25 protein-coding genes and 1 tRNA gene are annotated in these 25581 nt (G+C 52.7%); 4 read left to right on the top strand and 22 right to left on the bottom strand.

The features are described 5' to 3' along the window. Window positions 1-291: 291 nt before the first annotated feature. The 6 genes from ACFQ1Z_RS12375 to htpG form a co-directional block, all read right to left on the bottom strand. A tRNA-Met gene (locus ACFQ1Z_RS12375) sits at window positions 292-368 on the bottom strand. A gap of 183 nt (window positions 369-551) precedes the next feature. Further along, window positions 552-1298 (bottom strand): DUF4197 domain-containing protein, encoded by a 747-nt coding sequence (locus ACFQ1Z_RS12370; RefSeq protein ID WP_379057990.1) that lies wholly within the window; start codon window positions 1296-1298, stop codon window positions 552-554. Between the two features lie 118 nt (window positions 1299-1416). Next, complete coding sequence (locus ACFQ1Z_RS12365; RefSeq protein WP_379057988.1) at window positions 1417-3918, bottom strand: glycogen/starch/alpha-glucan phosphorylase; 2502 nt, start codon at window positions 3916-3918, stop codon at window positions 1417-1419. 202 nt (window positions 3919-4120) lie between these two features. After that, a complete protein-coding gene (locus ACFQ1Z_RS12360) occupies window positions 4121-4390 on the bottom strand; it encodes a hypothetical protein (protein WP_379057986.1) in 270 nt (89 codons plus the stop codon). Between the two features lie 24 nt (window positions 4391-4414). After that, a complete protein-coding gene (locus ACFQ1Z_RS12355; protein WP_379057984.1) occupies window positions 4415-5386 on the bottom strand; it encodes an OmpP1/FadL family transporter in 972 nt (323 codons plus the stop codon). 157 nt (window positions 5387-5543) lie between these two features. Then, window positions 5544-7457, bottom strand: coding sequence for a molecular chaperone HtpG (gene htpG / locus ACFQ1Z_RS12350; RefSeq protein WP_379057983.1), 1914 nt, complete (start codon window positions 7455-7457; stop codon window positions 5544-5546). 256 nt (window positions 7458-7713) lie between these two features. On the opposite strand from htpG, the gene ACFQ1Z_RS12345 reads away from it, so the two are divergent. Continuing rightward, window positions 7714-8349, top strand: coding sequence for a diguanylate cyclase (locus tag ACFQ1Z_RS12345; RefSeq protein ID WP_379057981.1), 636 nt, complete (start codon window positions 7714-7716; stop codon window positions 8347-8349). Between the two features lie 1172 nt (window positions 8350-9521). Here ACFQ1Z_RS12345 and ACFQ1Z_RS12340 read toward each other — a convergent pair. Further along, window positions 9522-10220 carry a hypothetical protein gene (locus ACFQ1Z_RS12340; protein WP_379057980.1) on the bottom strand — a complete coding sequence of 233 codons (699 nt, stop codon included), beginning with the start codon at window positions 10218-10220 and terminating at the stop codon, window positions 9522-9524. A gap of 157 nt (window positions 10221-10377) precedes the next feature. On the opposite strand from ACFQ1Z_RS12340, the gene ACFQ1Z_RS12335 reads away from it, so the two are divergent. Further along, window positions 10378-10665 carry a hypothetical protein gene (locus ACFQ1Z_RS12335; RefSeq protein WP_379057978.1) on the top strand — a complete coding sequence of 96 codons (288 nt, stop codon included), beginning with the start codon at window positions 10378-10380 and terminating at the stop codon, window positions 10663-10665. 18 nt (window positions 10666-10683) lie between these two features. Then, on the top strand, window positions 10684-12162 hold the full coding sequence (gene ppx, locus ACFQ1Z_RS12330) for an exopolyphosphatase (protein WP_379057976.1): 1479 nt from the start codon (window positions 10684-10686) through the stop codon (window positions 12160-12162). 130 nt (window positions 12163-12292) lie between these two features. On the opposite strand, the gene ACFQ1Z_RS12325 is transcribed toward ppx, so the two are convergent. Beyond that, entirely contained in the window at window positions 12293-12538 is a 246-nt protein-coding gene (locus ACFQ1Z_RS12325) for a hypothetical protein (protein WP_379057974.1), read from the bottom strand. A gap of 49 nt (window positions 12539-12587) precedes the next feature. Then, complete coding sequence (locus ACFQ1Z_RS12320) at window positions 12588-13208, bottom strand: nucleotide-binding protein (RefSeq protein ID WP_379057972.1); 621 nt, start codon at window positions 13206-13208, stop codon at window positions 12588-12590. A 141-nt stretch (window positions 13209-13349) separates the two neighbouring features. Between ACFQ1Z_RS12320 and ACFQ1Z_RS12315 the strand changes: the two genes are divergently transcribed. Further along, window positions 13350-13874, top strand: coding sequence for a hypothetical protein (locus tag ACFQ1Z_RS12315; RefSeq protein WP_379057971.1), 525 nt, complete (start codon window positions 13350-13352; stop codon window positions 13872-13874). A 128-nt stretch (window positions 13875-14002) separates the two neighbouring features. Here ACFQ1Z_RS12315 and ACFQ1Z_RS12310 read toward each other — a convergent pair whose 3' ends face one another. From ACFQ1Z_RS12310 to lepB, 13 genes are all read right to left on the bottom strand, one after another. Then, window positions 14003-14464, bottom strand: coding sequence for a SixA phosphatase family protein (locus ACFQ1Z_RS12310; RefSeq protein ID WP_379057969.1), 462 nt, complete (start codon window positions 14462-14464; stop codon window positions 14003-14005). 9 nt (window positions 14465-14473) lie between these two features. Beyond that, the gene (ppk1, locus tag ACFQ1Z_RS12305; RefSeq protein ID WP_379057968.1) at window positions 14474-16516 is read right to left on the bottom strand and encodes a polyphosphate kinase 1; all 2043 of its coding nucleotides are present in this window, start codon (window positions 16514-16516) and stop codon (window positions 14474-14476) included. Between the two features lie 80 nt (window positions 16517-16596). Continuing rightward, window positions 16597-17424 (bottom strand): triose-phosphate isomerase, encoded by an 828-nt coding sequence (tpiA, locus tag ACFQ1Z_RS12300; protein ID WP_379057966.1) that lies wholly within the window; start codon window positions 17422-17424, stop codon window positions 16597-16599. Between the two features lie 150 nt (window positions 17425-17574). Beyond that, window positions 17575-18609, bottom strand: a complete 1035-nt coding sequence (fba, locus tag ACFQ1Z_RS12295) for a class II fructose-bisphosphate aldolase (protein ID WP_379057964.1) — start codon at window positions 18607-18609, stop codon at window positions 17575-17577. A gap of 11 nt (window positions 18610-18620) precedes the next feature. Beyond that, window positions 18621-19598, bottom strand: a complete 978-nt coding sequence (locus ACFQ1Z_RS12290; RefSeq protein WP_379057963.1) for a class 1 fructose-bisphosphatase — start codon at window positions 19596-19598, stop codon at window positions 18621-18623. Window positions 19599-19850: 252 nt separating this feature from the next. Beyond that, window positions 19851-20642: a tRNA threonylcarbamoyladenosine dehydratase gene (locus ACFQ1Z_RS12285; RefSeq protein ID WP_379057961.1), complete on the bottom strand. Its 792-nt coding sequence runs from the start codon at window positions 20640-20642 to the stop codon at window positions 19851-19853. Continuing rightward, window positions 20639-21028 carry a holo-ACP synthase gene (gene acpS, locus ACFQ1Z_RS12280; protein WP_379057960.1) on the bottom strand — a complete coding sequence of 130 codons (390 nt, stop codon included), beginning with the start codon at window positions 21026-21028 and terminating at the stop codon, window positions 20639-20641. Before acpS ends, ACFQ1Z_RS12285 begins: the two co-directional genes overlap by 4 nt. Window positions 21029-21154: 126 nt before the next feature. Further along, window positions 21155-21883, bottom strand: coding sequence for a pyridoxine 5'-phosphate synthase (pdxJ, locus tag ACFQ1Z_RS12275; RefSeq protein ID WP_379057959.1), 729 nt, complete (start codon window positions 21881-21883; stop codon window positions 21155-21157). Between the two features lie 106 nt (window positions 21884-21989). Continuing rightward, window positions 21990-22742, bottom strand: a complete 753-nt coding sequence (gene recO, locus ACFQ1Z_RS12270) for a DNA repair protein RecO (RefSeq protein ID WP_379057958.1) — start codon at window positions 22740-22742, stop codon at window positions 21990-21992. 24 nt (window positions 22743-22766) lie between these two features. After that, window positions 22767-23669: a GTPase Era gene (gene era, locus ACFQ1Z_RS12265; RefSeq protein WP_379057957.1), complete on the bottom strand. Its 903-nt coding sequence runs from the start codon at window positions 23667-23669 to the stop codon at window positions 22767-22769. Next, the gene (gene rnc / locus ACFQ1Z_RS12260; protein ID WP_379057955.1) at window positions 23666-24337 is read right to left on the bottom strand and encodes a ribonuclease III; all 672 of its coding nucleotides are present in this window, start codon (window positions 24335-24337) and stop codon (window positions 23666-23668) included. The genes era and rnc overlap by 4 nt, the downstream gene beginning before the upstream one ends. A gap of 5 nt (window positions 24338-24342) precedes the next feature. Continuing rightward, window positions 24343-24708 carry a DUF4845 domain-containing protein gene (locus ACFQ1Z_RS12255; RefSeq protein WP_379057954.1) on the bottom strand — a complete coding sequence of 122 codons (366 nt, stop codon included), beginning with the start codon at window positions 24706-24708 and terminating at the stop codon, window positions 24343-24345. A gap of 49 nt (window positions 24709-24757) precedes the next feature. Continuing rightward, window positions 24758-25573, bottom strand: coding sequence for a signal peptidase I (gene lepB / locus ACFQ1Z_RS12250; protein ID WP_379057953.1), 816 nt, complete (start codon window positions 25571-25573; stop codon window positions 24758-24760). Window positions 25574-25581 lie beyond the last annotated feature (8 nt).

Genomic DNA, 25581 nt, shown 5'->3' with positions numbered 1-25581 from the left:
TCGTTTCGCTTAATTCCTCAAATTCATTTCAAGGTATGTGTGTCTAAAACACTGTACATACTTGTCATAAATCTAAGTGTAAAGCATTTGTATTTTCTGAGGCTTCTACGCATCAAATGCGCTTCACCCAACTACAAACACCCACACTTATCAGTCATCCTAATTTTTAAAGAACATGGCCACCAGGGCCTTCATCACCAACGCTTTGCGTTAACGAGGTGCGCATTATACAGCGCAATTTAAATCGGTCAAGCAGGAAATTTATTTCAATATAAAACGAATTTATTTGCTTGGTTGCGGGAACAGGATTTGAACCTGTGACCTTCGGGTTATGAGCCCGACGAGCTGCCAGACTGCTCCATCCCGCGTCCGAATCGACTAGTAAAACTTGTGTTGCGTCGAGAGGTGAGACTATAGCAAGGAAGCTTAAGGTGTGTCAACACCAATTCGAAAATACTTACAGAGTGAAGGCGGCCAGTGACTGCTGAAAAGTAAAAGGCGCCGCTAGGTAGCGACGCCTTTTACTTTTCAGGCTTTATATAACTTTTTGCTTACTTGGCGGCACCAAATACTTTTTTCAGCAAGTTGCTGGCCTGGCCCATGGGGTCTTGCCGAATAGCCGCTTCTTCTTTTGCCACCATCAGGTAAACGCCATCCAGCGCTTTTTGCGTGACGTATTGATTGATATTGGCATTTTCTTTTTTCACCAAACCAAACTTACTGCCCATTTCTGCATACTGATTATAAGTATCTGCCAGTTTGACATTGGCAGTGGCTTTTTGCACCACCGGCAGGAATTTGGTCGCCATGTCGGCTGAGGTGGTTTTCTTGAAGTATTGTGTCGCCGCATCTTGCGGGCCAGTGAGTATACCTTTGACATCAGCCAGGCTCATTTGCTTGATCGAGTTCACCAGCAGGGTCTTCGCTTCCGGCACCGCCTGTTCTGCGGCGCGGTTCATTTTCAGTATCAGTTCATCGGCCTGATCACCCATGCCGACCAGGCGCATGCCTTTTTCGACTTTCTTCAGCGAATCCGGCAACGGGATCTTCACGTCTTTATTACCGAGGAAGCCGTCAGTGGCCCCCAGCACATCAACGGCTTTGGTCACGCCCTGATTGAGCGCCAGTTTCAGGCCATCGTTGGTTTCCTTGTCTGTCAGGCTGCTGACAGCACTGCTATTGTCAGCACTGGCGTTACCGCTGACTTTGTTGACTACATCTCCCAGGCTTTTCAGGTCCAGCGCTTGCGCATCCGTAAACAGCAAGCCTATCAGCATCACCCACGCAGTTTTTTTCATTGTTTATCTCCTAGAGAAACTGAGATCAGTGTAACGATAAATGATCTGGCAAGAAAGCACAAAAGCAAGCCCTCGCGGGCTTGCTTTGTCATGTGGGCATTGCTGTTTGCTGCAACAGTCAGGCTTTAAACTGCTCTACCTTCCAGATACGGTTGGCATATTCGCCTATGGTACGGTCACTGGAAAACTTGGCCATACGCGCCACATTCAAGATAGCCACACGCGACCAGGCTTCTTCATCCTGGTACAGGGCGGCCACTTTTTCCTGCGCCTCCACATAGGCGGCGTAGTCAGCCAGCAACAGGTAGTGATCACCTTTGTGCAACAGGGTATCGACTATGGCCTGATAACGATTCGGCTCGCCAACTGAAAAGAAGCCATTACCTATCATGTCTATCACCTGCTTCAGTTCTGGGTTGCCGTTGTAGTAATCCCACGGGTTATAGCCACTGGCCTTGATTTGCGCGACCTCAGGCGTGGTCAGGCCGAAGATAAAGATATTCTCGTCGCCGACTTCTTCCTTGATCTCTACATTGGCACCATCCAGCGTGCCTATGGTCAGCGCGCCATTCAGCGCCATCTTCATATTGCCGGTGCCGCTGGCCTCGGTGCCGGCGGTAGAGATCTGTTCGGACAGATCAGCCCCCGGGAACAGTATCTCGGCGGCGCTCACTTCATAGTTAGGATAGAAAACCACTTTCAGCTGGTCACCCACTACCGGGTCGTTGTTGATCAGGGTGGCGACATCATTGATCAAACGTATGATCTGTTTGGCCAGCCAGTAGCCTGGTGCGGCCTTACCGGCAAAGATCACCACGCGCGGCGTCTGGTTTTTTGCCTGGCCACTGCGGATACGGTTATATAAGGTGATGACATGCAGCACATTCAATAACTGACGCTTATATTCATGGATACGTTTGATCTGCACATCAAATATCGCATGCGGATTGATCGCCACGCCGGTTTTCTGCAAGATTTTATAGGCCAGGCGCTGTTTATTCGCGGCTTTCACTTCCCTGAAGGCTTTCCTGAAGGCGGCATCCTCTGCCAGTGGCTCTATCTTCTGGATCAGGCCAAGGTCTTTCTGAAAGCCTGACCCTATATGCTTGGTTAACAACTCGGTGAGCAAGGGGTTGGCCTGATTGAGCCAGCGCCGCGGTGTGATGCCGTTGGTGACATTGGTGAACTTGCCCGGATAAATCTTGTTGAAATCAGCAAACAATGTGGTGCGTAACAGCTCGCTATGCAGCGCGGCCACACCATTCACGGTATGGCTACCGACCACGGCCAGGTGAGCCATGCGCACACGGCGCCCGTGCGTCTCATCAATAATGGAGACACGGCTGAGCAAGCCGCTGTCGCCAGGGAAATGCTGGTTCACCATCTGCAGGAAACGGTGGTTGATCTCGTAAATGATTTCCAGGTGGCGTGGCAACAGCGATGAAAACAGATCGACCGACCAGGTTTCCAAGGCCTCGGGCATTAATGTGTGATTGGTGTAGGCAAATATTTGCGTGACCAGCTTCCAGGCCCTATCCCATGCAAGATGGTAATGATCCACCAGCTGATACATCATTTCTGCCACAGCGATCGCCGGATGGGTATCGTTTAGCTGGATGGCGATTTTCTGCGGTAAGGTATCCCAGTCCGGATTGTAGGTGATAAACCGGTGCAGGATATCCTGCGTAGAGGCTGACACAAAAAAGTATTGCTGCTTTAAACGTAATTCCTTACCAGATTCGGAAGCATCGTTTGGATACAGCACTTGCGAGATAGTCTCCGCCCCATGACGACCTTCGACAGACTTATCGTAATTACCCTGATTAAAAGATGCCAGATCAAACTCTTTCGCAGCTTTGGCAGACCACAGGCGCAGGTTATTCACCGTTTGCGTGCCATAGCCAGGCACCGGCACATCATAAGGCATGGCGACCACGCTCTCGGTGTCTATCCAGTGGCGCTCGGTGCCACGTTCGGTGTGCACTTGCACAACGCGGCCGTAGAACTTCACTTCGCAGGTATGCTCGGGGCGCTGCACTTCCCAGATATTCTGGTAGCGCAGCCAGTTATCCGGGTTTTCAACCTGCTGGCCGCCTTCTATGCTTTGCCTGAACATGCCATAGTCATAGCGTATGCCGTAACCGGTCGCGGGAATATCCATGGTGGCCATGGAATCCACAAAACACGCAGCCAGCCTGCCCAAACCGCCATTGCCCAGCGCAGCATCGGGTTCCATCTCGGCCACACCTTCCAGCTGCTGGCCGATTTCCTGCAGGCCGTCGCTTAGTTCCGGTGCAACGCCCAAATTCAGTGCCGCGTTTGAAAGCATGCGGCCGATCAGAAATTCCAGTGATAAATAATAGACGCGTTTGGTATTGGCATCGCGATAGGCGTCACGCGTGATCACCCAGCGGCTCATCAAATGGTCGCGCACGGTAAAGGCAGCGGTCTGGTACCAGTCGCGAGTGGTGGCCCAGGAGTCGGATTTACCCAGGGAGAATGTCAGATGGTTGCGTAAAGCTTGCGGTATCGGCAACTGCGTCAGTAAAAAATCTTCAGCGTTATGGATGGTTTCGATTTTGTTGGTCTTGCTACGTGTGGATTTGGCATTAGTGGCCATGCATCTTCCCCTGGAATGATCAATAACGGATGTGATTGTCTAACTTAAAAGCAAAAAACAAGCCTGTCGCGGCTATTGCCCTTTATGACAAAAAGCCACGGCGAAGGTGCCATGGCTTTATTATAAATTACGATAAATGTAATTTTAATGACTGAAAGCGGAAACGCACTCAGGCAATCATATAGAAAATCAGGGATTTAGCCTATAACGCCCAACCGTAAGCAACACCCAGGGAATTCTGGTTCATCCGTAAATCAGCTTCTCCTCCAAAAAATTGAGGGGGAATCGAGTTACTCCCGCGCACTTTGTTTTCAAAGGCATGTGCGAAGAAGAATGAAAGCTCAGATTTGTTCGGCAAAGTATAGGTTGCGCCTAATGTAAGGTGATCCTGCACCACAGCAGGCGCCAGAATATTAAGCAGGGTTTCGCTGCTGCGCACCGGCTGCGAGCTGTGATTGTAGCCAGCACGCAACGTTAATGTATCGCTGTAAGCGTATTATGCCCCGACCTTGAAGACTGTCACGTCTCGCCAACCAAACCCTGGGCCTTTAGATGATCCAAGCGCATTACCTGCAAACAAATTGCTCACTGACAAATTACCAATCGAATCCACATCAGAATATAGGATGCGTTGTGCATCTGCAGCCAGCGTTAAGGATGGAGAAGTTTTAATCGCGATACCGATACCGTAGTTTGCAGGAATATCAATATCGCCACCTTCTGCAAACAGGCCTTTATATTTATCAAACTTGCTGGCATAAGTTTTAGTTTGATAAGTGGCACCCAAAGTCACGGCATCACTCACCTGGCCAACCCAGCCGAAACGCAAGCCAGCGCCATAAGAGTTGTCGTGCCCGTTATTGGTCACATTGCCGACAGAAGTAGTAGAGAGCGCATTATCAAAGTTCTGCAAACCCTTGGCCTCAAAACGCTGGTAGGCCAGATTCAGTGACACGCCCAACACATGCTGTTCATTCACGCGCCAGGTCGCGGTCGGCGCTACCACCACCTGCAGGTAATCGATGCCGACCCGGCTGCCAGTGTTGTTGAAATAAGGGATACCGTCTTTGTAATCGGTGTTCATGCCGCCATTGCCGTAAACGCTCACGCCCAGGGTGATGCGCTCATTGATCACCCGGTTGTAGCCAAACTCAGGGATAAAAAAGTGTTCGCTATCATTGCCATCATAACGGCCATCCAGCGCCCCGCTGCCCCCGGCAGTATTGCTGAGACGTACATCGCGGTCTGGTTTGAACCAGGTCACACCAAAATCGATACGGTCGCCAACGATGCCCAAACCAGCCGGATTGGTAGCCGCCGCCAGTGCATCCTGCGGCAGAGCAATGCCGACACCGCCCAGGCCCAGGCCCTTGACGCCGTAGCCGTGGGCAAAGTAACCATCGGTTGCCCAGGCCTGCCCAGCCATTATAGATAACAGCCACGGCAACAGTTTTACAGTAGTGCGCATATCCAACCCCTTAAACGTTGTTGAGGCCTTTAATCTACCAAGCTTACTTAATACCTAAAAAGAATTTTGAATTATATTGATATAACGGTTAAAAATATAAAGCCCGCTTGCGCGGGCTTTATATCAAAAGCAGATAGGGCTGCTTATTTGATCGAACTTACAGGATCAGGCTGTTGATACGTTTTACAAAGCTGGCCGGGTCTTCGAGCTGACCGCCTTCTGCCAGCAAGGCCTGGTCAAACAGCACATGCGCATAATCGGCGAATTTCGCATCATCGGTTTCAGCCTGCAGTTTTTCCACCAGCCGGTGCGCCGGGTTCACTTCCAGGATAGGTTTGCTCTCAGGTGCCTGCTGACCTGCCGCCTTGAGGATACGTGCCAGATTACCGGAAAGATCATGCTCGCCCGCCACCAGGCAAGCCGGGGAATCGGTCAACCTGTGCGTCACTTTCACTTCTTTCACGGCATCACCCAATGCCGTCTTGAGACGCTCCACCAGGCCCTTGGCGTTTTCTTCCACCTGCTTTTGCGCTTCTTTATCGGCTTCGTCTTCCAGCTTGCCTAAATCCAGATCGCCTTTGGCGATGGATTGCAATTTCTTGCCTTCAAACTCGGTCAGGCTGCCCAGCAACCATTCGTCCACCTTGTCAGACAGCAGCAATACTTCTATGCCTTTTTTGCGGAAGATCTCCAGATGTGGTGAATTCTTGGCAGCGGCAAAAGTATCGGCTGTGATGTAGTAGATCACTTCCTGCTCGGGTTTAAAGCGGGCGATGTAGTCTTTGAGCGACACGTTTTGCGTATCGTTATCGGCATGGGTAGAAGCAAAGCGCAGCAAGCCGGCGATCTTGTCTTTATTGGCGAAGTCTTCACCCGGGCCTTCTTTCAGCACACGGCCGAACTCGTTCCAGAACTTGCTATATTCTTCCGCTTTGTTTTCGGCGATGTCTTCCAGCAAGCTGAGTACTTTTTTCACAGAACCGTTTTTAATCGCTTCCACATCGCGGCTGTCCTGCAGGATCTCACGTGACACATTGAGTGGCAAGTCGGCAGAATCGATCACCCCGCGCACAAAACGCAGATATTGTGGCATCAGCTTTTCTGCTTCTTCCATAATAAATACACGCTTCACGTATAGCTTGATGCCCTGGCGACGCTCTCTGTCATACAGATCGAACGGCGCCCTGCTCGGCACATACAGCAGCGAGATATATTCCTGCTTGCCCTCTACGCGGCTGTGCGTATAAGCCAGCGGGTTCTCATGGTCGTGCGACACATGCTTGTAAAACTCGTTGTACTCTTGTTCACTGATATCACTCTTGCTGCGCGCCCACAAGGCAGAAGCGGTATTGATGGTTTCGTCTTCATCGGTAGCCACCATCTGGCCGCCCTCGCCATTCTCGCCATCTTTCCATTCAGACTTTTTCATCACGATAGGCAAGGTGATATGGTCAGAATATTTGCGGACTATGGTTTTCAGTTTCCAGTCATTCAGAAACTCATCTTCAGCTTCGCGCAGATGCAGGATCACCTCGGTACCGCGCTCCGCTTTTTCGGTAGTCTCTATGGTGAAATCGCCTTCACCGCCTGATTCCCACTTGATCGCTTCTTTCTCACCTGCACGTCGGGTGATCAGCGTGACCTTGTCGGCGATGATAAAGCTGGAATAGAAACCGACGCCGAACTGGCCGATCAGGTTGGCATCCTTGGCCTGGTCACCGGTCAGGTTCTGGAAGAACTCTTTGGTGCCAGATTTGGCAATGGTACCGATGTTATTGATCACTTCTTCGCGGCGCATGCCTATGCCATTGTCAGAAATGGTCACTGTGCGCGCCTGTTTATCAAACGAGATCCTGATGCGAAGCTCACTGTCATTCTCATACAGGCTGTCATTTGAGATAGCCTCAAAGCGCAATTTATCCGCCGCATCAGACGCGTTAGAGATCAACTCACGCAACACGATCTCTTTATTGCTATACAGCGAATGTATCATCAACTGTAGTAATTGCTTAACCTCGGCCTGAAAGCCCATGGTTTGTTTAGATGGCGATTCTGCTGTCGCTGTCGTCATAACGGTTTCTCCAAATAACGGGTGTTAAACACAAAAATTTCTGCATAGATGGGGAAAACAAAACCGTATTTCAAGAGGGGGAATGACAGTTGCAGCTAATCACGCAACTAACCCATGATTAAAACACAACATTGCGCACGTCATTGGCCTATCAAGCCACGGCTTCATCGCGCTGCTCGCCGATTAAAAAAGCGGCGCTCAGCACACTTCTTGCTAGCTATTTACTGAACAGGCTTTGTTAAGTAATGAGGAGTGGATGATGAATATTTTTCACACTTTAATTGAGCAAATGCAAGTCATGCAACTGCCCCTGACCGCAGTGACACTGACAGCGGTGCCGCGCGCGGACACACCCTTGCTACTGATGCTGCACTGGCATGGCTTTCGCAAGCAACCCGTGGCGGCATTACCCATGCTAAAACCAATACTGCAACCGGTGCCAGGCTCAGCCTTGCAGATCAATGACCGCTGGCGTCAGCCGGAAATGGTAGAAGAAGCCGTACTGGATGCCGCCTGGCAATTAGGCGCCTGGGATGTGCAACGCGAAGAACACCGGGCATGCACTTATATCGGGGCAACAGATCAAGAGGCTTTGGCCTGCAAACAAGCGTTTGGCAAATATGATGAAGAGCTGGAAAACGAGCTATTAGTCAGTGAAGCACCCGACCGCGATGAGATGTTGCAACTGGGTGCCAAAGTCGGCTATATACGCTGGCAGTTCAGGCCGGTGAATGGCGGTGTCTGGCAATCGACTGCTGAGGATGATACCTTGCTGGAGGATGGGCGGAGGATCCCGCCGTGTCCGATCAGGCCACTGGCGTTGAAAGGCGGGAAGATGAGTACAACGGCGTTTAGGCTGGGGCAGGTGAATCGGATTATTTTGTTGAAATAAGGGATTGCTATTTGACGCGCTATATTTCTTTGCGTAACAAAACTGGTGGTAGTCGCTAAGCCAGTGATGCACTAGCTGAAAGTTGTAATTGGTATTTCTTTGGATGAATTTGACGTTGCTTTTCGCCTCTAGGCGAGTTACTTTTCTTTGCTTGCCCAAAGAAAACGTAACCAAAAGAAATGCACCCTAGCTTCCGCTTGTTTCCTGCGTTGCTCGTCAACGTGGGCGTCCAACGAAACTCGCCCTAGCGGCTTGCACACCCCGCAAACTCGAACAAACGCTGGCCGACCTCTCCCACGCTGACTGCGCTACTCGGCGCGTCAGATAGGGGCCCAAAGTCAACACCACCACGATGGGCCATTAGTGAAACGTCATGAGTAGAGGGCGCTTAGCGACTAAGTATTTGTTTTATTCACTTGTCTAGCGGGATGCCATGCGAGAAAAACTCACGTCAATCACCGCGTAGTGTCTTTCCGGGTCCCCTATCTGACGCGCCGAGTAGCGGAGTCAAAATAAGGAGGAAGGGAGCGACTGTCTGAGTTCCGCAACAAGCCACGCAGTGTGTGGCTTGTCAGGGCGAGTTTCGCGACCGCTTATTTTGACGAGCAACGCAGGAAACAAGCGGATGCTAGGGTGCCCTTTCTTTTGGTGCCTTTTCTTTGGGCACGCAAAGAAAAGACACTCGCCGAGGGGCGAAAGAAAAGGCTGCATCAGCGCACTGAACCATCCAAAGAAATACCAATTACGGTCAGCTTAGCAACGGTGTATTTGTTTTATTCGCAGGTCGAGCGGGATACGATGTGAGAAAGACCCACCTCACTAACCGTGTGGTGCCTTTCCGGGTGCCCTATCTGACGCGCCGAGTAGCGCAGGCAAAATAAGAAACAAGGGAGCGACTGTCTGAGCTCCGCGGTGGCCTGCGTAGTTTGCAGGCCGCTAGGGCGAGTTTCGCGACCGCTTATTTTGATGAGCAACGCAGGAAACAAGCGGATGCTAGGGTGCCCTTTCTTTTGGTGCCTTTTCTTTGGGCACGCAAAGAAAAGACACTCGCCGAGGGGCGAAAGAAAAGGCTAAAAAAGAGCACCGAACAATCAGCACAGAACCATCCAAAGAAATACCGATTAAAACGATCTACTTCCCCATCAAACAAGGCTAGTCACAAAAACAAACCCCTACGGTGTCCATCTCAACCCAATCGACAACCACCTGCTCTCACTATCCCCATTCACCTGCTGCCCCAGCGTCCCATCCACCTGAAACACCTCCGGCACCAGCGAGTAGCGCACCCCCAGTTGATAAAACGGGTTTTGCGAATTATCGCCAAACACCTCGGCAATGCCTTTAAACGGCCCGCCCAGTTTGAATTCTGCGCCCAGCCCCATACTGGCCTTGAGTTCTGATGCCTGTTTGTCACGCAACATGCCCATATTCAGGTGCACGATCACATCATCATCGCGCAAAGAGAAAGACACCGGCACATAAAAATAGGTATTGCCCAGCTGGTTAGGGCCAGGCTGGATATCGGTGTGCTTGACATGCCCGGCAGCCAAACCCCAGCCCCAGCCATTGGTTTCCAGAGGCTTGAACAAGGTTTTGAATTGCACTATCCAGTCTTCGGTCCGGTAGTTCTCGTCCTGGTTGCGGTATACGCCGCCGCCCAGGGTGACTTCAAAGTTTTCACCGAAGTTGCAGGCGGGTAGCGCCCACATTTCGCGCCCGCCTTCATAGGCACGCACCCAGCTTTCAAGCTGGCAGCTGTGGGCATTGGTCAGGCGGGCGTCATCCGTGACCAGAGGGCGTGCGGCGTGCGCGCTGTGAGACAGGCACAGCAGCAATACCAGGGAGCAAGAGGTCAGTATCAGTTTCATCATTTTTTACTTGTTATTTTAATTGGCAGCGATGACAGTTTAATGAAATCAGTCGTCTGTCAGGGCAGCATTTTATATTCATTGCCGTCACATTAGTTTCACTGGCCTATGCCAGGATAACAATTTATACTGTTTGCAAGAGTTGCCTAACAGGGCAAACATGGCGGAGGTGATCGTGGCGACTATTGAGGTGACTGAAACCAGTCCTAATTCTTTTTCTGTCACCGTGCACGGGTCACAAGTCACCACGCACCAGGTCAGTGTCAAACCGGATTATGCCAGGCAGTTATTGACTACGCCGCATACGATCAATGATCTGGTCGCGGCTTCTTTCGATTTTCTGCTTGACCGCGAGTCTAACTCCAGTATTTTGAGAAGTTTTGATTTGAGTGTGATCGAACGCTATTTTCCTGAATACCCCAAGGCCATTTCACGTTATCTAAAGTAATTTCTTCAGTGGTATCGCATGCAAACTATTACCCATGACACCCAACTCGCTGCTGTAGACCTGGGCTCCAACAGTTTTCGACTTGAAATCGGCCGTGTGGTCGACGGGCAGATCCTGCGTGTCGATTATCTGAAAGAGGCCGTGCGCCAGGGTGGCGACCTCGATGAAGAGCGCAACCTGAAACCGGCAGCGTTTGAACGCGGGCTGAAATGCCTGGCACGCTTTGGCGAGCGGCTGAAAGGCTTTGCGCCGGAACATGTACGCGCGGTCGCCACGCAGACATTGCGAGAAGCGGCCAACAGCGCCGAGTTTATCAAGCAGGCACAGAAAGTACTGGGTTACCCGATAGAGATCATTTCAGGTGTGGAAGAAGCCCGCCTGATCTACCAGGGCGTCAGCCGCATGCTGCCACAATCGGATGAGAAACGCCTGGTGATAGATATAGGCGGACGCTCGACCGAGTTTATTCTGGGCCAGCATTTTACAGCCAATGTTACCGAGTCACTGCGCCTGGGCTCAGTCGGCTGGTCACAAAAGTATTTTGCCGATGGCCAGTTGAGCGAGCGCAACTTTGAACGCGCCGAGATCGCTGCCGAATCTATCATAGACATGATCGCCAGCCGTTATAACGGCCGCTGGGAAGTCGCTTATGGCGCTTCGGGCACGGTGGGCGCGGTGGCCGATGTACTGGCGGGCTCTGGCTTCTCGGCAAACAAGATAGAGCGCAGCCAGCTGGAATGGCTGAAGCAGACCCTGATCAAAGCCAAAACGCCAGACCGCCTGAATATGGAAGGCCTGAAAGATGACAGGCGCGCGGTGATAGGCGGTGGCCTGGCCATACTGACGGCGGTTTTTGACACCTTGAATATAGAGAGCATGCTGGTCGCCAATGGCGCGTTACGCCATGGTGTACTGTATGACATTTTAAGCCCGGCCGACGCGACTGAAGACTTACGTTCAGCTTCTATCGCCCGCCTGTGCAAACAGTTTGGGGTAGAGCTGGAACACGCACAGAATGTCAGCAAAGTGGCACTGCACTTTTACGATGCGATGCAAGCCTGTGACACGCAAAAACCTTTATTGCAGTGGGCAGCCCTCTGCCACGAGATCGGCTGGGCTATCTCGCACACCGACTGTAACAAGCATGGCGCTTATATACTCGACAATACCGAGCTGATGGGTTTTGCACAAAGTGAGTTACACACCATCAGCCTGCTGGTATTGGGGCATCAGGGCAAGCTGCGCAAGCTGCCTGCGGATTTCGATAATCAGGACTTGGTCTGCCAGTTGATGGCATTGCGGCTGGCGGTGATATTCTGCCACTCACGCCGCTTACCGGTGCTCAAGCACCTGCAGTTAGCGCATGAAAAACAGCAGTTCACCCTGACACTGCCTGCACAATGGGTCAGCCAGCATCCGCAAACGCATTACCTGCTTGAAGAAGAATGCCAGCTGTGGCAAAAGCTAGGCTGGCAGCTGGAAGCGCATTATGACTAGGCTGCAAGCCATTATGGCTAGATAGCAGACATAGCCACTGGTGTTGAACACAGCAAATAAAAACGGGCCTAGCTAGGCCCGTTTTTTATTTGCTGCATGATGGCTGCAGCACACCTCGCCTGTGCGGCGACTAATCCTTTTTCTTCTTGCTTTGCTTTTCGTCTTCTTCGCGCAGCTTGGCCATTTTGTCGCGCCACTCGTTCAACTGCTCATCCTCGATCTCCAGCTGCAAAGCGAGGGCTTCTTCCTGCGACAGTTTTTCCTTGATAAAACGTTTAGGCAGCTTGCCACCCATACGTGATAACACGCGTTCAGCTTCAGCCGGACTGAGCTGTTGCACTTTTTCCAGATACACTGGATTCGACTTGTCTTTCATATTACTCCCTTTGACGTAGTGCTTATTGCCTGGCTGGACAGGGCAATCGCTAACTGTTTTGTAAAATCCAGTCGGTGACCGGGTTCCACTGTGCAATATCGACCTCTTTGAGTGAGCCCGACAATTCAAAAATACTTAATCCCTCTTCAGCCGCGGTGACGTATATCTGCGATGAGCGCAACATCGACAACACGGCAAAACCGGATTCATCCATAAATGTGAGTAAGCGCTCGGCAGATTTGGTGCGCGGCATCACGCGCATGCCTACCAGCCCGACAAACGTCTTGTGTTTGCGCACGGCTTTTTCTTCGGCCAGCAAACTGAGAAAATCCTGGGTCGCGCCTATATCAAAAGCAGAGGGCGCGACAGGCACCAGGATGAGGTCGGTCTCGGTCACCGCATCAGAGATCTTCTTGTCGCGCAAACCACCGGGCGAATCAGTGATCACCCAATCGGCTTTTTGCAAGGCTGATTTGCCCAGGTCTTCGGCATTGAATACGCTGGCCACATGTTGCGGGCGGCGTGCCAGCCATGCAGCAGATGATTGCTGGCGGTCTATATCTTCGAGTACGACCTTGTGCCCCAATTGCGCCAGATAGCCAGCCAGATTGGTGGCGAGGGTAGTTTTACCGCTACCGCCTTTGGTGTTTGCCACCAATACCCTGCGCATCTCATGCTCCCTGTTTGAAGGTTTTGAATTCTGTCATGAAAAACAGACTCTATGACACCATAGCAATATGAAATTTTTATGACAATTGACGCGAAACAAAAACAGTATAAACTGTTTTCACGTAAAACTGAGGAGAGCGACATGGCCACTAAACCGGCAGCCAAACCTACGGCAAAAAGCAAGCCAGCAGCAACGACTACTAACACTGCATCCAAAACGGTAAAGCCAGTGACAGCAACCACGGCTAAACCAGCTGTTGCCAAACCAGCAGCCGCCCAATCCCCGGCCAGCAAAGCTGCTGTAAGCAAACCAGCAGTAAAACCCGCAGCCAAGCCAGCCGCCAAACCGCTGGCAAAGGCAAGCGCGCCTGTGGCTAAAAAACCTGCTACTGCTGCTGCGGCTAAAACGCCAGCAAAAGCAGTGGTCGCGAATGACAAACCGAAAACGCCTAAAGTCAAAATGGAACGTGATAGCTTCACCATGCCTAAAGACGAGTACGCGCAGATCGCAGCCCTGAAAAAACGCCTTGAAGGCCTGGGCAAACCGGTCAAGAAAAGCGAATTGTTGCGTGCCGGTTTAAAACTGCTGGCTACGTTGAACGATTCAGCATTAAAAGCCACACTAGACACAGTGCCTACCATCAAAACCGGCAGACCCAAGAAGTAATTGTGCACCACAGCGGCATTTTATCGGTGTGCATCACCGATAGAATGCTGGCAAACGTCATAGATGACGTATCACACTGACTTCAGCGCATGCGTGCCGCTGCATATCTTGCTGTACGCCAACGCTGACTACACCAGATCGGGCGACTGCACACTGTATAGTTTGTAAGGCGGCCCGGACTTGGGCAGCCGCAACCACCAGATGGCGCCTTTTTTGATACTGAGTTGCGTATCTTCCATACCCAGGCATTGCGCTGCCAATTCGCCTATCCAGGGCTGATGCCCGACCAGCATGATGTCTTCAAACGGGCTTTGCGCCAGCAATTGCAGTATAGGCTCCAGCGGCCGTTCCGGCGCCAGCCGGTTCTCTTCTTGCCAGCTTTCACCCCAGTAAGCGGCGGTTTCTTGCGTACGTCGCGCCGGGCTGACCATGGCATAGGTTTGTTTGGGCAGGTATTTCTTTAGCCATGCCGCCATCTGTTTAGCCTGCTTGTGGCCTTTTTTGGTGAGCGCGCGCTCCAGGTCCGAATGCCCGTGCTGCAGGTCTTCCGCTTCTGCGTGCCGCCATAAGATCAGGTTACGTACCGTCATCACCGGTCTCTATAGCGAATGATATTGTTTTAACAATATCTGCTGGCAGGATTGCAAAGCTGACTCGCCGGCTGAATCACGCACGGCTTTATAAACGCCCTGCTCAGTCAGCTGCCAGGCATCCAGGTTGTCATCCAGGTAAAGCTGCAGGCCTTCCTGCATGATGCGCAGCTGCATTTTCGAGTCTGTGATAGGCCAGGCCAGCTCAACGCGCCTGATCATGTTACGGCTCATCCAGTCAGCACTCGAAAGCCACATCTGCACTTGCCCATCCAGCTCGAAATAGAACACGCGTGAATGCTCCAGCAAGCGGCCAACAATAGACCTGACACGGATGCGGCCTTTGAGCGCTGGCAGATCGACTGGCAATATGCAGGCACCGCGTATGATCAGGTCTATCTCCACCCCGGCAGCAGCGGCCTTGATCAGGGCTTCGGTCAAGGGCACATCGGTCAGCGCATTCATTTTGGCGATCACGCGCGCCGGTTTGCCTTGCCTGGCCAGACGCTGGGCTTTGCCCAGTTGCTTGATCATGCCGGAATGCAGGGTGAATGGCGCCACCAGTAAATGCCGCATGCGTGGCAAGGGCAGCTCGCTGGTCAAATGCCGGAACACCGCTTCCATTTCCTTGGTCAGGTCAGGGTTGGCGGTCAGCATGCTCCAGTCGGTGTACAGGCGCGTGGTTTTCGGGTTGTAGTTACCGGTAGATAAATGGCCGTAGCGATGTATGGTTTTACCTTCGCGGCGCATGATCAATAACATTTTTGCGTGTGTTTTCAGGCCGACCACGCCATACACTACTTGCGCGCCGACTGATTCCAGCGCTTCTGCCCAGTTGATATTGGCTTCTTCGTCGAAACGGGCTTTCAGCTCCACCACTACCAGCACTTCTTTGCCACGGCGCACGGCTTCCTGCAACAGCGAGAGCATGCGCGGGTCGGCACCGGTGCGGTATATGGTCATGCGTATCGCCAGCACATGCTCATCTTTCACCGCTTCTTCCAGCAGCTGGATCACCACATCAAAACTTTCGTAAGGCTGGTGTATCAGCAGATCGCGTTCACGCATCTGCGCCAGCAATAAAATGTTCTTGTTGATGTGCTGCGGCCATTGCGGCTGGAAAGAGGTGAATTTGAGGTGGTCGCCTTTCGCCATATCCGGCAACTGGATCAAACGACCCAGGTTGACCGGGCCATTGACGCGATAGAGTGCGAGCGCCGGCAAATTAAATTGTTTGAGCAGGAAATCAGCCAGGGCATCATCACATTCATGCGTCACTTCCAGGCGCACGGCTTTACCATACTGGCGGTGTGCCAGCTCTTCGCGCAAGGCCATGCGCAAATTGCTGACATCATCTTCATCCACTTCCAGATCACTGTTTCGCGTGACACGGAACTGCGAGAAATGCAGTATCTTGGCACCCTCGAACAACACATGCAGATTGGCTCTTATGATGCTGGTCAGCGAGACAAAGCATTGCTGGCCTTTGCTGATGCCATGTGGCAATTGCAGCAGGCGCGGCACCACACGCGGCACGCGCACAATGGCGATCTTCTCTTCTTTATCGATAGCGATACGCACGATAAAGTTTAATGATTTGTTGGCGACTTGCGGGAAAGGATGCGAAGGGTCCAGTGATACCGGCATCAGGAAAGGCAGCACTTCGCGCTTGAAGTAACTGCTCACCCAGGCGATTTGTTCCGGTGTACGCACCGTGCCTGAGACCAGGTGTATGGCTTGCTCGGCCAGCGCAGGCATCAGCGCATCGTTAAACAGTTCATACTGTTTGGCCACCAGCGCATGCGCCATGCTGGCGATCTGTTCGCAACCAGTAGCAGTCACCGGGCCATGCGTGACACCCTGCTGGTGCGCTTCCATCTGTAATGGCATGCGCACTTCAAAAAATTCATCAAGATTGTTGGAGACTATGCACAAGAAACGCAAGCGTTCTAGCAGGGGGTAGTCTTCACGTTGCGCCAGGGAAAGTACACGCGCATTGAAACTGAGGATACTTAGGTCTCGGTCTAGTAAAACAGAGGGGTTATTTTTCATGGCCACTATTGTAGCGCCTGGCATCCAGCCATTTATGACAGTTTTGTGAAATTGCGTGCCGACACTACTGCAGTGGTCGATTAAACCACCACGGCCGGCGAGTGCGCCTGCGCTTTAAATCTCTCTTGCTGCTGCCAGCAATGTGCGGCGATGCGGCAGGTATCTATGAAATCTTCCGCCACCAGGGCGGCACGGCCCAGCAGGCCACCATCGATATCCGGCATGATCAGCAGGCTCTCGGCATTTTTAGGTGCCATACTGCCGCCGTATAGTATGCGTATCTGTTCGGAAAACTCGCGGTCACGCTCGGCGATCATCATGCGGATAAAAGCATGCATGCGCTGTGCCTGTTCAGGCGTGGCGTGCTCGCCGGTGCCTATCGCCCACACCGGCTCATAGGCGATCACCATATTGAGTTTTTTTGCCAGGGCGAACGCTGCATCATCCAGGCCGTAGACCACATTGAGCATCTGGTTGCGCACTATCAATTCGGCCATGCCGCCATCGCGTTCATCCAGCGTCTCACCTACACAAAAGATAGGCGTGAGGCCGGCGTGCAAGGCATTCAGCAGGCGCTTGGTAGCTACCTGGTTGCTTTCCAGCTTGAGTGCGCGGCGTTCAGAATGGCCGACTATGGTATAGGTGCAACCAAACTCAGCCACCATTTTTGCCGAGATGCAGGAGGTATAAGCGCCCTCGGTAAACTGGCTGACGTTTTGTGCGCCCCAGGCAATGGCTGAACCCTGCAAGGCCGATTGCGCCTGGTATAAGTAAACATAAGGCAGGCAGACCGCAGCATCTACGCCTTCCAGGTGATGCAGTTCCTGTTTGAGCCGGTTGAGCAGGCCCTGGTTTTCAAGCAGGCTGCCGTGCAGCTTCCAGTTACCGATGACTAATTTTTTGCGCATGATGTAAAACCTTTCTATCATGCCCCCTCGATGAGATTATATTTTTGCTTTAAGCACGAGCGGGTAAAGTGGAGTAGGTGTTATTGACTGCCACTGCTGTGGCAACATTAACATCTATGGCAGCTATCCCCTATAACCGTTCAATCATTTTTAATAAATGGCGGCCATTTTTTCCAGCGAAACCACCTTGATCTTGCCGGCCTGGCCAGCACTGCCAAACGCTTCAAAACGTTCTTTACACAGTTGCTGCGCCGCGTTGGTGGCTTCTTTAAAGTAGCTGCGTGGATCAAATTCTTCGGGATGGTCGACAAAGTATGCGCGTATGGCAGCGGTCATGGCAAGCCGAATATCGGTATCTATATTCACTTTGCGTACGCCACTCTTGATACCTTCGACGATCTGCGACACAGGCACGCCATAAGTCTCTTTGATATTACCGCCATAATGCCGTATCCGCTCGAGAAACTCTTGCGGCACGCTGGAAGAACCATGCATGACCAGATGGGTGTTAGGGATCTTGGCGTGTATCTCGCGGATACGCTGTATGGATAAGGTGTCGGCTGACGGTGGACGGGTGAACTTGTAAGCGCCGTGGCTGGTGCCTATGGCGATCGCCAGCGCATCGACCTTGGTCGCCTCGACGAACGCGGCGGCTTCGTCGGGGTCGGTCAGCAACTGCGATTCATCCAGTTTACCTTCGGCCCCTACGCCATCCTCTTCGCCAGCCATGCCGGTCTCGAGAGAACCGAGTACACCTAACTCGCCTTCGACCGAAACGCCCACGGCATGGGCGAACTCTACTACGCGGCGCGTGACATCGACATTGTATTCATAACTGGCCGGGGTCTTGTGGTCTTCCTTTAACGAGCCATCCATCATGACACTGGAAAAGCCACTGCGTATGGCCATCTGGCAGATCTTGGGCGAAGTGCCATGATCCTGGTGCATGCACACCGGGATATGCGGAAACTGTTCAATAGCCGCTTCTACCATCTTGCGCAAAAACGACTCACCGGCATAACCACGCGCACCGGCCGATGCCTGCAGAATCACCGCGCTGTTGACTTCATCTGCGGCTTTCATAATGGAGATGATCTGCTCCATATTATTGATATTGAACGCGGGATAACCATAACTATGTTCAGCTGCGTGATCGAGTAACTGCCTGAGGGAAATCAATGCCATGCAAAACTCCTTTATTCTGTGGCTTGCTGGTGGTATTCACGCAAGCGCTGGATTTCTTGTCTGGACCCCAGCAGAACCGGGACACGTTGGTGGCAGGAGGTGGGCTGTATCGCCAGCACATCTTCCAGGCCATTGATACTTTCGCCGCCCGCCTGCGCCACCAGCAGGCTCATAGGGTTGGCTTCATACAATAATCTCAACCGCCCCGCCTTGACGGGCTGCTTATTATCACGCGGATAGAGGAACACGCCGCCACGGGTGAGTATGCGATGTACATCCATCACCATACTGGCGCACCAGCGCATATTAAAATCGCGCCCGCGCACGCCTTCAGCACCCTGCAGGCATTCGTCTATATAGCGTTGTATCGCAGGCTGCCAGTAACGCTGGTTACTGGCATTAATGGCATATTCAGAAGTCTCGGGCGGAATCTCAACCGTTTGCTGGGTGAGCACAAAACTGGCAGTGTCGTGATCCAGAGTGAACACATGCGTGCCTTGCCCTAAGCTCAGCACCAGCAAAGTCGCTGGCCCATACATCACATAGAGCGCAGCGCGCTGTGCCTGGCCGGGCTGTAAAAATGCCTGCTCGCCCTGAGTCGCCACGCCGGTATTCGGCAGCACAGAGAAAATACTGCCGACCACGCCATTGATAGCTAGATTGGAAGAACCATCCAGCGGGTCCATGCTGACCAGAAATGGTGCATCCAGCGTTTCAAACATGACCGGCTTATCTTCTTCTTCAGACAGCACGGCAGCCACTACGGCTGAAGCACGCAATTGTGCGATGGCTACTTCATGACTGCGGATATCCAGCTGCATCTGCGTCTCGCCCTGCACATTGGTGGTGGCAGTTTTTTCAGTCACGCCTTGCAGGGCACCCTGCCGCACCAGGGCAGCGATCTCAATGCCAGCCTGGGCTGCGTGCCATATCAACACGTTCAATGCATGATTCAGTGAAACCTGTTTCAGAAATACGTCCAATTGCATGGCAGATACCTTTTTTATGGTTTTAGCGATACTTGCAGCGAAACTGTACCCGACAATACGGCGACGCAAAGTTGCGATGACAGGCTGGAAACACCTGCATTTAACCTAGATAAAAAGTTTAACTATGTCTAGCTATGCAATGTCCATGCCTGAATTTCTACTAAAGTAGACGTCACATCTGCCATATTGTTCAACAATCTTGTCACAGCAATATGACTATCGCCACCAGAACGGCGACTTAAAAGGCAGGGATCAATCAGACGACACTAATTGTTGCAGCGCATGTTGGGCGGCGACAAAACCAAAGCTGGCAGTGACGCAGATACTGGAACCATAACCGGCGCAATGCAGGCCGGTCAGCCCGCTGTCGGTTGCGCACGCTTCAGCCGGTTTTTCTACCGGCTCGTCTGAATAGACTGCCGTGATGCCGAATCTGGCAGATTTCTTGTGATCGCTGGCTTTGGCAAAGCCATGATCGCGCCGCAACTGGTTGCGCACTTTTGCCAGCATGCGGTCACCATGCACATGTGCCAGATCAGCCAGCCGTATGCGCGTCGCATCCAGCTTGCCTCCGGCACTGCCTACCATCACCAGCGGCAATTGCTGCTGCTGGCAATAAGCCGCCAACGCTATCTTGGCTTTGGTATCATCCATGCAATCGATCACCATGGCCGGCTGAGAGGCCAGCACGCTGCTGAGGTTGTCGGCAGTGATAAAGTCTTCTACCTCACGCACCTCACACTGCGGGTTGATCTGCGCGATGCGCTCACGCATGGCGGTCACCTTGGCTTTGCCCAGGTTGGCATCCAGCGCATGAATCTGCCGGTTGATATTGGATTCGGCGATATTATCCAGGTCGACCAGGGTGAGTTTACCGACCGCATTGCGCGCCAGGGCTTCCACCGTCCACGAGCCTACCCCGCCTATGCCTATCACCAGCACATGCGCGGCTTGCAGACGTTGCAGGCCAGTCTCGCCATACAGGCGGCGCACGCCGGAAAAACGGCGCGCACTATCCAGCTCGGCAGTTACGGCTAAGTTCATTTGTTGCTCACGGTTTCCAGCACCACATAAGCCAGCGCCAGGTTTTTTTCATCGCTGATGCTGATGTGGGACTGATGAATATGATGTTGCTTGAGAAAAGCCTGCAAGGTAGTTGCCAGCTGCAGCAGTGGCCGCCCCAGTGCATCGTGGGTGACGGCGATATTGTGAAAGCTGACGTCGCCGCGTATGCCGGTGCCTATGGCTTTGGCAAAGGCTTCTTTGGCGGCAAAGCGCTTGGCCAGAAAACGGGCTTTCAACTGGCTGGCCTGGTAATCGGCCCACTCGGAATCGGCCAGTATGCGTTTGGCAAACGGTTCACCAAACTGATCCAGCGATGCTTGTATGCGCTCGACTTCAACGATATCTGTCCCAATTCCAAAGATCATATGGTCACCTCGCAAACTCAACCCTTGCATTTATCTGCGGCGTTCAGGGGTTCTGTCAGATCGCCGGATCCGTAATATATCGCTGCAGGGTTTTGCCAGTTGCAGGCATACCCCTGTTGCTAAAGCCTACCTTGCCGAGAATTCTTTCATCAGGGCTTTCATTTCGCGCACCGCATTATCCCAGCCGACAAACAGGGCATGCGCTACGATAGCGTGGCCTATATTCAGCTCTTCAAAGCCGGGCAGACGCGCGATGTGATACACATTGTGGTAATGCAGGCCATGCCCGGCATTGACCACCAGGCCGCCAGCTTTGGCATGGTACAGCGCAGTCTCTACCCGGCGTAACTCTTCGGTCTGGCTCTTTTCGTTTTCGGCGTCGGCAAAAGTGCCAGTGTGTATCTCTATCACCGGTGCGCCCAGCTTGATGGCAGCATCGATCTGCGCCAGATCCGGCGCGATAAACAGCGAGACGCGTATACCCTGGTCAGACAGTTTTTTGACTGCATGTTCCACTTTTGCATAATGCGCCAGCACATCCAGGCCGCCTTCGGTGGTACGTTCTTCGCGGCGCTCCGGCACCAGGCAGACATCCTGCGGCTTGACCTGTATCGCGATATCCAGCATTTCGTCAGTGACTGCACACTCCAGGTTCATCTTGGTTTGCAGCAAAGGGCGCAAGGCAAAGATATCGGCATCCTGCATATGGCGGCGGTCTTCACGCAAATGCAGGGTGATACTGTCGGCTCCGGACTGCTCGGCCCTGAGCGCGGCCTGCACCACGCTCGGATATCTGGTGCCACGCGCCTGGCGTATGGTGGCAACGTGGTCTATATTCACACCTAGTTTTAACATAGTTACTTTCGATGACTCTGGCAAACAGACTGCACTGCCTGCGATTATAAACTTAGCCTTGCTGTGGCCTCAACACTCACCCGTAACGGCCAGCCAGCGCGCAAGATCAGAACCCTTGCAGATCGACCAGCAGTTGCCGCGTATGCAAGGGTTTTTCACCCAGGTAATGTTGCAGCAGATAACGCATCAACTGCTTGCTCTGGCTTTGTGTGATGGCATTGCTGTAACTGCCGCGCGCCATATCCAGCAGGGTCGCCCCCTGGATCAACACACCGTTTTTGGTCACGCCTGGGGCGCAGGCACCGTAATCCGCTTCAAATCTATAGGTTTCATCGGCATGGATGATCTCGCCGTTTTCATCATGGGTCAGCGGCACCGCATAGCCTAGCTCCTGCAACATTTTCAGCTCGAACCTGCGCATGATCTCAGCCAGCTGGCCACTGCCGGTTTCGTGGCTGAGCGTAGACAGCAATTGTACGGTTTGCGCATAGTACTCAAACAGTTGCGCATGGGCGTCGTCACGCGGCAGCAGGCGTAACAGTAACTCATTCATGTAAAACCCGCACATGAGGGCGTCGCCTTTGAGCAGCGTCAGCCCGGTCAGCCACTCCAGGCCGTGCAGGGTTTTCAGTTCGTTCTTACCAGACCAGGTACCCGCCAGCTGCTGGAAAGACTGCAACATGCCACGCATGGCAGAAAGCGGTCTGCGTGCCCCTTTGGCCACGCCGGCGATGCGGCCAAAATCGCGGCTGAACATTTCAACCACCAGGCTGGTTTCTTTAAAGGGATAGGTGTGCAGGATAAACACCGGCTGCAGCGATTGCTTGAGTGAGGCAACATTAGGCATGCTCACGGCCATGACGCTAGCTGCTGCCCGCTACGACTAAAAACCCAGGCTTTTGAGTGCCCGTTCGTCATCAGCCCAGCCACCTTTAACCTTGACCCAGGTTTCCAGGTAGACTTTTGAGCCAAACAGTTTTTCCATGTCCTGGCGTGCTTCGGTGGAGATCTGCTTGAGCTTCTCGCCACCCTTGCCTATGATCATCGGTTTCTGGCTGTCTTTATCGACGATGATGACGGCAAAGATACGGCGCAGCTTTTTCACGGTCTCGAACTTTTCAATCTCAACCGTCATTGAATAAGGCAGTTCATCACCGGCCAGGCGGAAGATCTTTTCGCGTATCAGTTCGGCTGCCAGAAAACGCTCATTCTTGTCGGTCAGCTCATCCTCACCATAGATGGCGGGTTGCTCGGGTAAGTGCTCACGCACAGCGGCCAGCAACTCTTCCAGGTTCTGGTTCTTTTTGGCGCTGACCGGGATGATGCCGGCAAAATCAAACAGCAGGTCAAAATCCTGGATCAGCGGTAACAGATTGCCTTTGTCACCCATCAGGTCTGCCTTGTTCACCACCAGCAATACCGGTTTGTTGTTGGGCAGTAATTTCAGCACCAGCTCATCGGCTTCGCCCAGTTTCATCGGTTCGATCACGAACAGCACCACATCAACTTCTGACAGCACCTGTGTCACTGTTTTATTCAGTGTCTTGTTCAGTGCATTGATATGTTTCTGCTGAAAACCCGGCGTATCCACAAACAGGAACTGGGTATCTTCAGTGGTGTGTATGCCCAGCAATCTATGGCGGGTGGTTTGTGCCTTGCGCGAAGTAATGGCTAACTTCAAGCCCAGAATATGGTTGAGCAGGGTCGATTTACCGACATTGGGGCGACCGACGATGGCCACGGTGCCGCAGCGGAAATCTTCAGTAGGCTGTATTTGTTCTGTCATGATTGGATCTTTTCCATGGCGAGCTTGGCCGCCTGCTGTTCCGCCACGCGGCGGCTAGTGCCGGCACCGGTGGTGGTGAGTTTAAGTTTTTTGATAAGGCATTGCACGGTAAAAGTCTGTGCGTGCGCCTCGCCCTCGATAGACACCACCTGGTATTCAGGCAGATCCATCTTTTTGCTTTGCAGGTATTCCTGCAACTGGGATTTGGCGTCCTTATCAATCGCGTTCGGGTTGATGGTGGTCAGGGTGTCGCGGTAGAGCAAGGCCACCACTTGTTCGGCAGCGGCAAAGCCACCATCCAGGTAAACGGCGCCGACGATGGCTTCGAGTGCATCAGCCAGGATAGAAGGCCTGCGCCAGCCTGCGCTTTTCAATTCGCCTTCGCCCAGCTTGAGGGCATCGCCCAGATTCAGGCTGATGGCCAGCTCTGCCAGGCTGGCCTCTTTGACCAGTTTGGCACGTAAACGGCTGAGGTCGCCTTCGGGCAGGTCAGGGAATAAATTGAATAACTGGTGGGCGATGATAAAGTTGAGCACGCTATCGCCCAAAAATTCCAGCCGCTCGTTATTATTGGCCGAAAAGCTGCGATGGGTGAGCGCTTGCTGCAGCAACTCTGGCTGCGTGAAGCTGTAAGCAATACGGGTCTGTAATACCGGAAGCGCGCTCATCTCACCTACTGCGTTGCTTTGCTGGCCGCGTCAAAATCAATGAGCAGACTGATGCTATCTGTCAGCGGGATGGTTTTCTGGTAACGCACGGTCACCACACCGCCGACCACACTGAGATCGCGGCCGTGCACAGTGCTGATCATGTCTACATGCATCTGGCGGTCAAATGCAGCACGGATATCAGCGTCACTTTGCAGCATGGGGTCATGAGCGATACGGTTGATGGTCGATTGTATGGAGAAGAATTCCATATAGGATGGCAGTGCCTTTAAGCCCACCATGCCTATGATGCCGACCGCGGTCAGCACCAGCAGGAAACCGAGTACCCCTAGCCCATGTTGTGCACGTGCTGTAACTCTAGGACATTTCATCTGCCATCTCCTCACAAATTGCGACTGTCACCACACTCACCCGGCGCGCTTAACCTATACTTTGCCCGATACGACGCCACTGGTCAAAGTTAAACCAGATAAAGAAGGCGCGGCCGACCAGGTGTTTCTCTGAGACAAAGCCCCAGACGCGGCTGTCAGAACTATTGTCGCGGTTATCGCCCATGGCATAGTACTCGCCTTCTGGCACAGTGACGGTCTCGCCCTGCATCAGGCGGTCACCCAGGCTGCCCGGGCTGTACTGGTTCATGATGTCATGGATCAGCACATCATGCTTGATGGTGCCTGATTGCTCAGTCAGGCGCGACGCCGTGACATCGACGGCACGGGAGCTGCCGCTCTCGTCATTCACATTCAGGGCATATTTATAGGGTGCTATGAAATCCAGGTTGACCACTTTGCCGTTGATGGTCAGCTGTTTGTCGCGGTACTGGATCTGGTCGCCAGGCAAACCGATGACGCGCTTGATATAGTCTATCGATGGGTCAGGCGGATAATGAAAAACGAACACATCGCCACGCTTGGGCTTATCAATCGGGTAAAACACGTTATTGAGGATAGGCACGCGCAGGCCATAAGTGAATTTATTCACCAGGATATAATCACCCGCCAGCAAGGTAGGCATCATGGAGCCGGAAGGGATCTTGAACGGTTCGACGATAAATGAGCGTACGGTGAATACCAGCAGGATCACCGGGAAAAAGCTTTTGCTGTATTCCACATACCATGGGTCCGGTACTTCGCCCAGTGCACTCGCCTGGCGTTTCTTGCGCAGAATCAGAATATCCAGCAACCAGATCAGGCCGGATACCAGCAAAATCACCAACATAAAAATCGCAAAATACATGCTCGTTC

Origin of the sequence: Methylophilus luteus (assembly GCF_042676265.1) — a bacterium.
GTDB classification, from domain to species: domain Bacteria; phylum Pseudomonadota; class Gammaproteobacteria; order Burkholderiales; family Methylophilaceae; genus Methylophilus; species Methylophilus luteus.
This window is presented reverse-complemented; position numbering and strand designations above follow the sequence as displayed.

Coding starts and splice junctions, on each gene's coding strand:
- era (WP_379057957.1), bottom strand. CDS start 23,669: ATGACAGAACAAATACAGCCTACTGAAGATTTCCGCTGCGGCACCGTG.
- acpS (WP_379057960.1), bottom strand. CDS start 21,028: ATGATCTTTGGAATTGGGACAGATATCGTTGAAGTCGAGCGCATACAA.
- tpiA (WP_379057966.1), bottom strand. CDS start 17,424: ATGCGCAAAAAATTAGTCATCGGTAACTGGAAGCTGCACGGCAGCCTG.
- ACFQ1Z_RS12310 (WP_379057969.1), bottom strand. CDS start 14,464: ATGACGGTACGTAACCTGATCTTATGGCGGCACGCAGAAGCGGAAGAC.
- recO (WP_379057958.1), bottom strand. CDS start 22,742: ATGGCCGTGAGCATGCCTAATGTTGCCTCACTCAAGCAATCGCTGCAG.
- ppx (WP_379057976.1), top strand. CDS start 10,684: ATGCAAACTATTACCCATGACACCCAACTCGCTGCTGTAGACCTGGGC.
- ACFQ1Z_RS12315 (WP_379057971.1), top strand. CDS start 13,350: ATGGCCACTAAACCGGCAGCCAAACCTACGGCAAAAAGCAAGCCAGCA.
- ACFQ1Z_RS12365 (WP_379057988.1), bottom strand. CDS start 3,918: ATGGCCACTAATGCCAAATCCACACGTAGCAAGACCAACAAAATCGAA.
- pdxJ (WP_379057959.1), bottom strand. CDS start 21,883: ATGTTAAAACTAGGTGTGAATATAGACCACGTTGCCACCATACGCCAG.
- ACFQ1Z_RS12370 (WP_379057990.1), bottom strand. CDS start 1,298: ATGAAAAAAACTGCGTGGGTGATGCTGATAGGCTTGCTGTTTACGGAT.
- ppk1 (WP_379057968.1), bottom strand. CDS start 16,516: ATGAAAAATAACCCCTCTGTTTTACTAGACCGAGACCTAAGTATCCTC.
- ACFQ1Z_RS12320 (WP_379057972.1), bottom strand. CDS start 13,208: ATGCGCAGGGTATTGGTGGCAAACACCAAAGGCGGTAGCGGTAAAACT.
- ACFQ1Z_RS12345 (WP_379057981.1), top strand. CDS start 7,714: ATGATGAATATTTTTCACACTTTAATTGAGCAAATGCAAGTCATGCAA.
- ACFQ1Z_RS12285 (WP_379057961.1), bottom strand. CDS start 20,642: ATGAACTTAGCCGTAACTGCCGAGCTGGATAGTGCGCGCCGTTTTTCC.
- rnc (WP_379057955.1), bottom strand. CDS start 24,337: ATGAGCGCGCTTCCGGTATTACAGACCCGTATTGCTTACAGCTTCACG.
- ACFQ1Z_RS12335 (WP_379057978.1), top strand. CDS start 10,378: ATGGCGGAGGTGATCGTGGCGACTATTGAGGTGACTGAAACCAGTCCT.
- fba (WP_379057964.1), bottom strand. CDS start 18,609: ATGGCATTGATTTCCCTCAGGCAGTTACTCGATCACGCAGCTGAACAT.
- lepB (WP_379057953.1), bottom strand. CDS start 25,573: ATGTATTTTGCGATTTTTATGTTGGTGATTTTGCTGGTATCCGGCCTG.
- ACFQ1Z_RS12355 (WP_379057984.1), bottom strand. CDS start 5,386: ATGCGCACTACTGTAAAACTGTTGCCGTGGCTGTTATCTATAATGGCT.
- ACFQ1Z_RS12290 (WP_379057963.1), bottom strand. CDS start 19,598: ATGCAATTGGACGTATTTCTGAAACAGGTTTCACTGAATCATGCATTG.
- ACFQ1Z_RS12340 (WP_379057980.1), bottom strand. CDS start 10,220: ATGATGAAACTGATACTGACCTCTTGCTCCCTGGTATTGCTGCTGTGC.
- ACFQ1Z_RS12325 (WP_379057974.1), bottom strand. CDS start 12,538: ATGAAAGACAAGTCGAATCCAGTGTATCTGGAAAAAGTGCAACAGCTC.
- htpG (WP_379057983.1), bottom strand. CDS start 7,457: ATGACGACAGCGACAGCAGAATCGCCATCTAAACAAACCATGGGCTTT.
- ACFQ1Z_RS12255 (WP_379057954.1), bottom strand. CDS start 24,708: ATGAAATGTCCTAGAGTTACAGCACGTGCACAACATGGGCTAGGGGTA.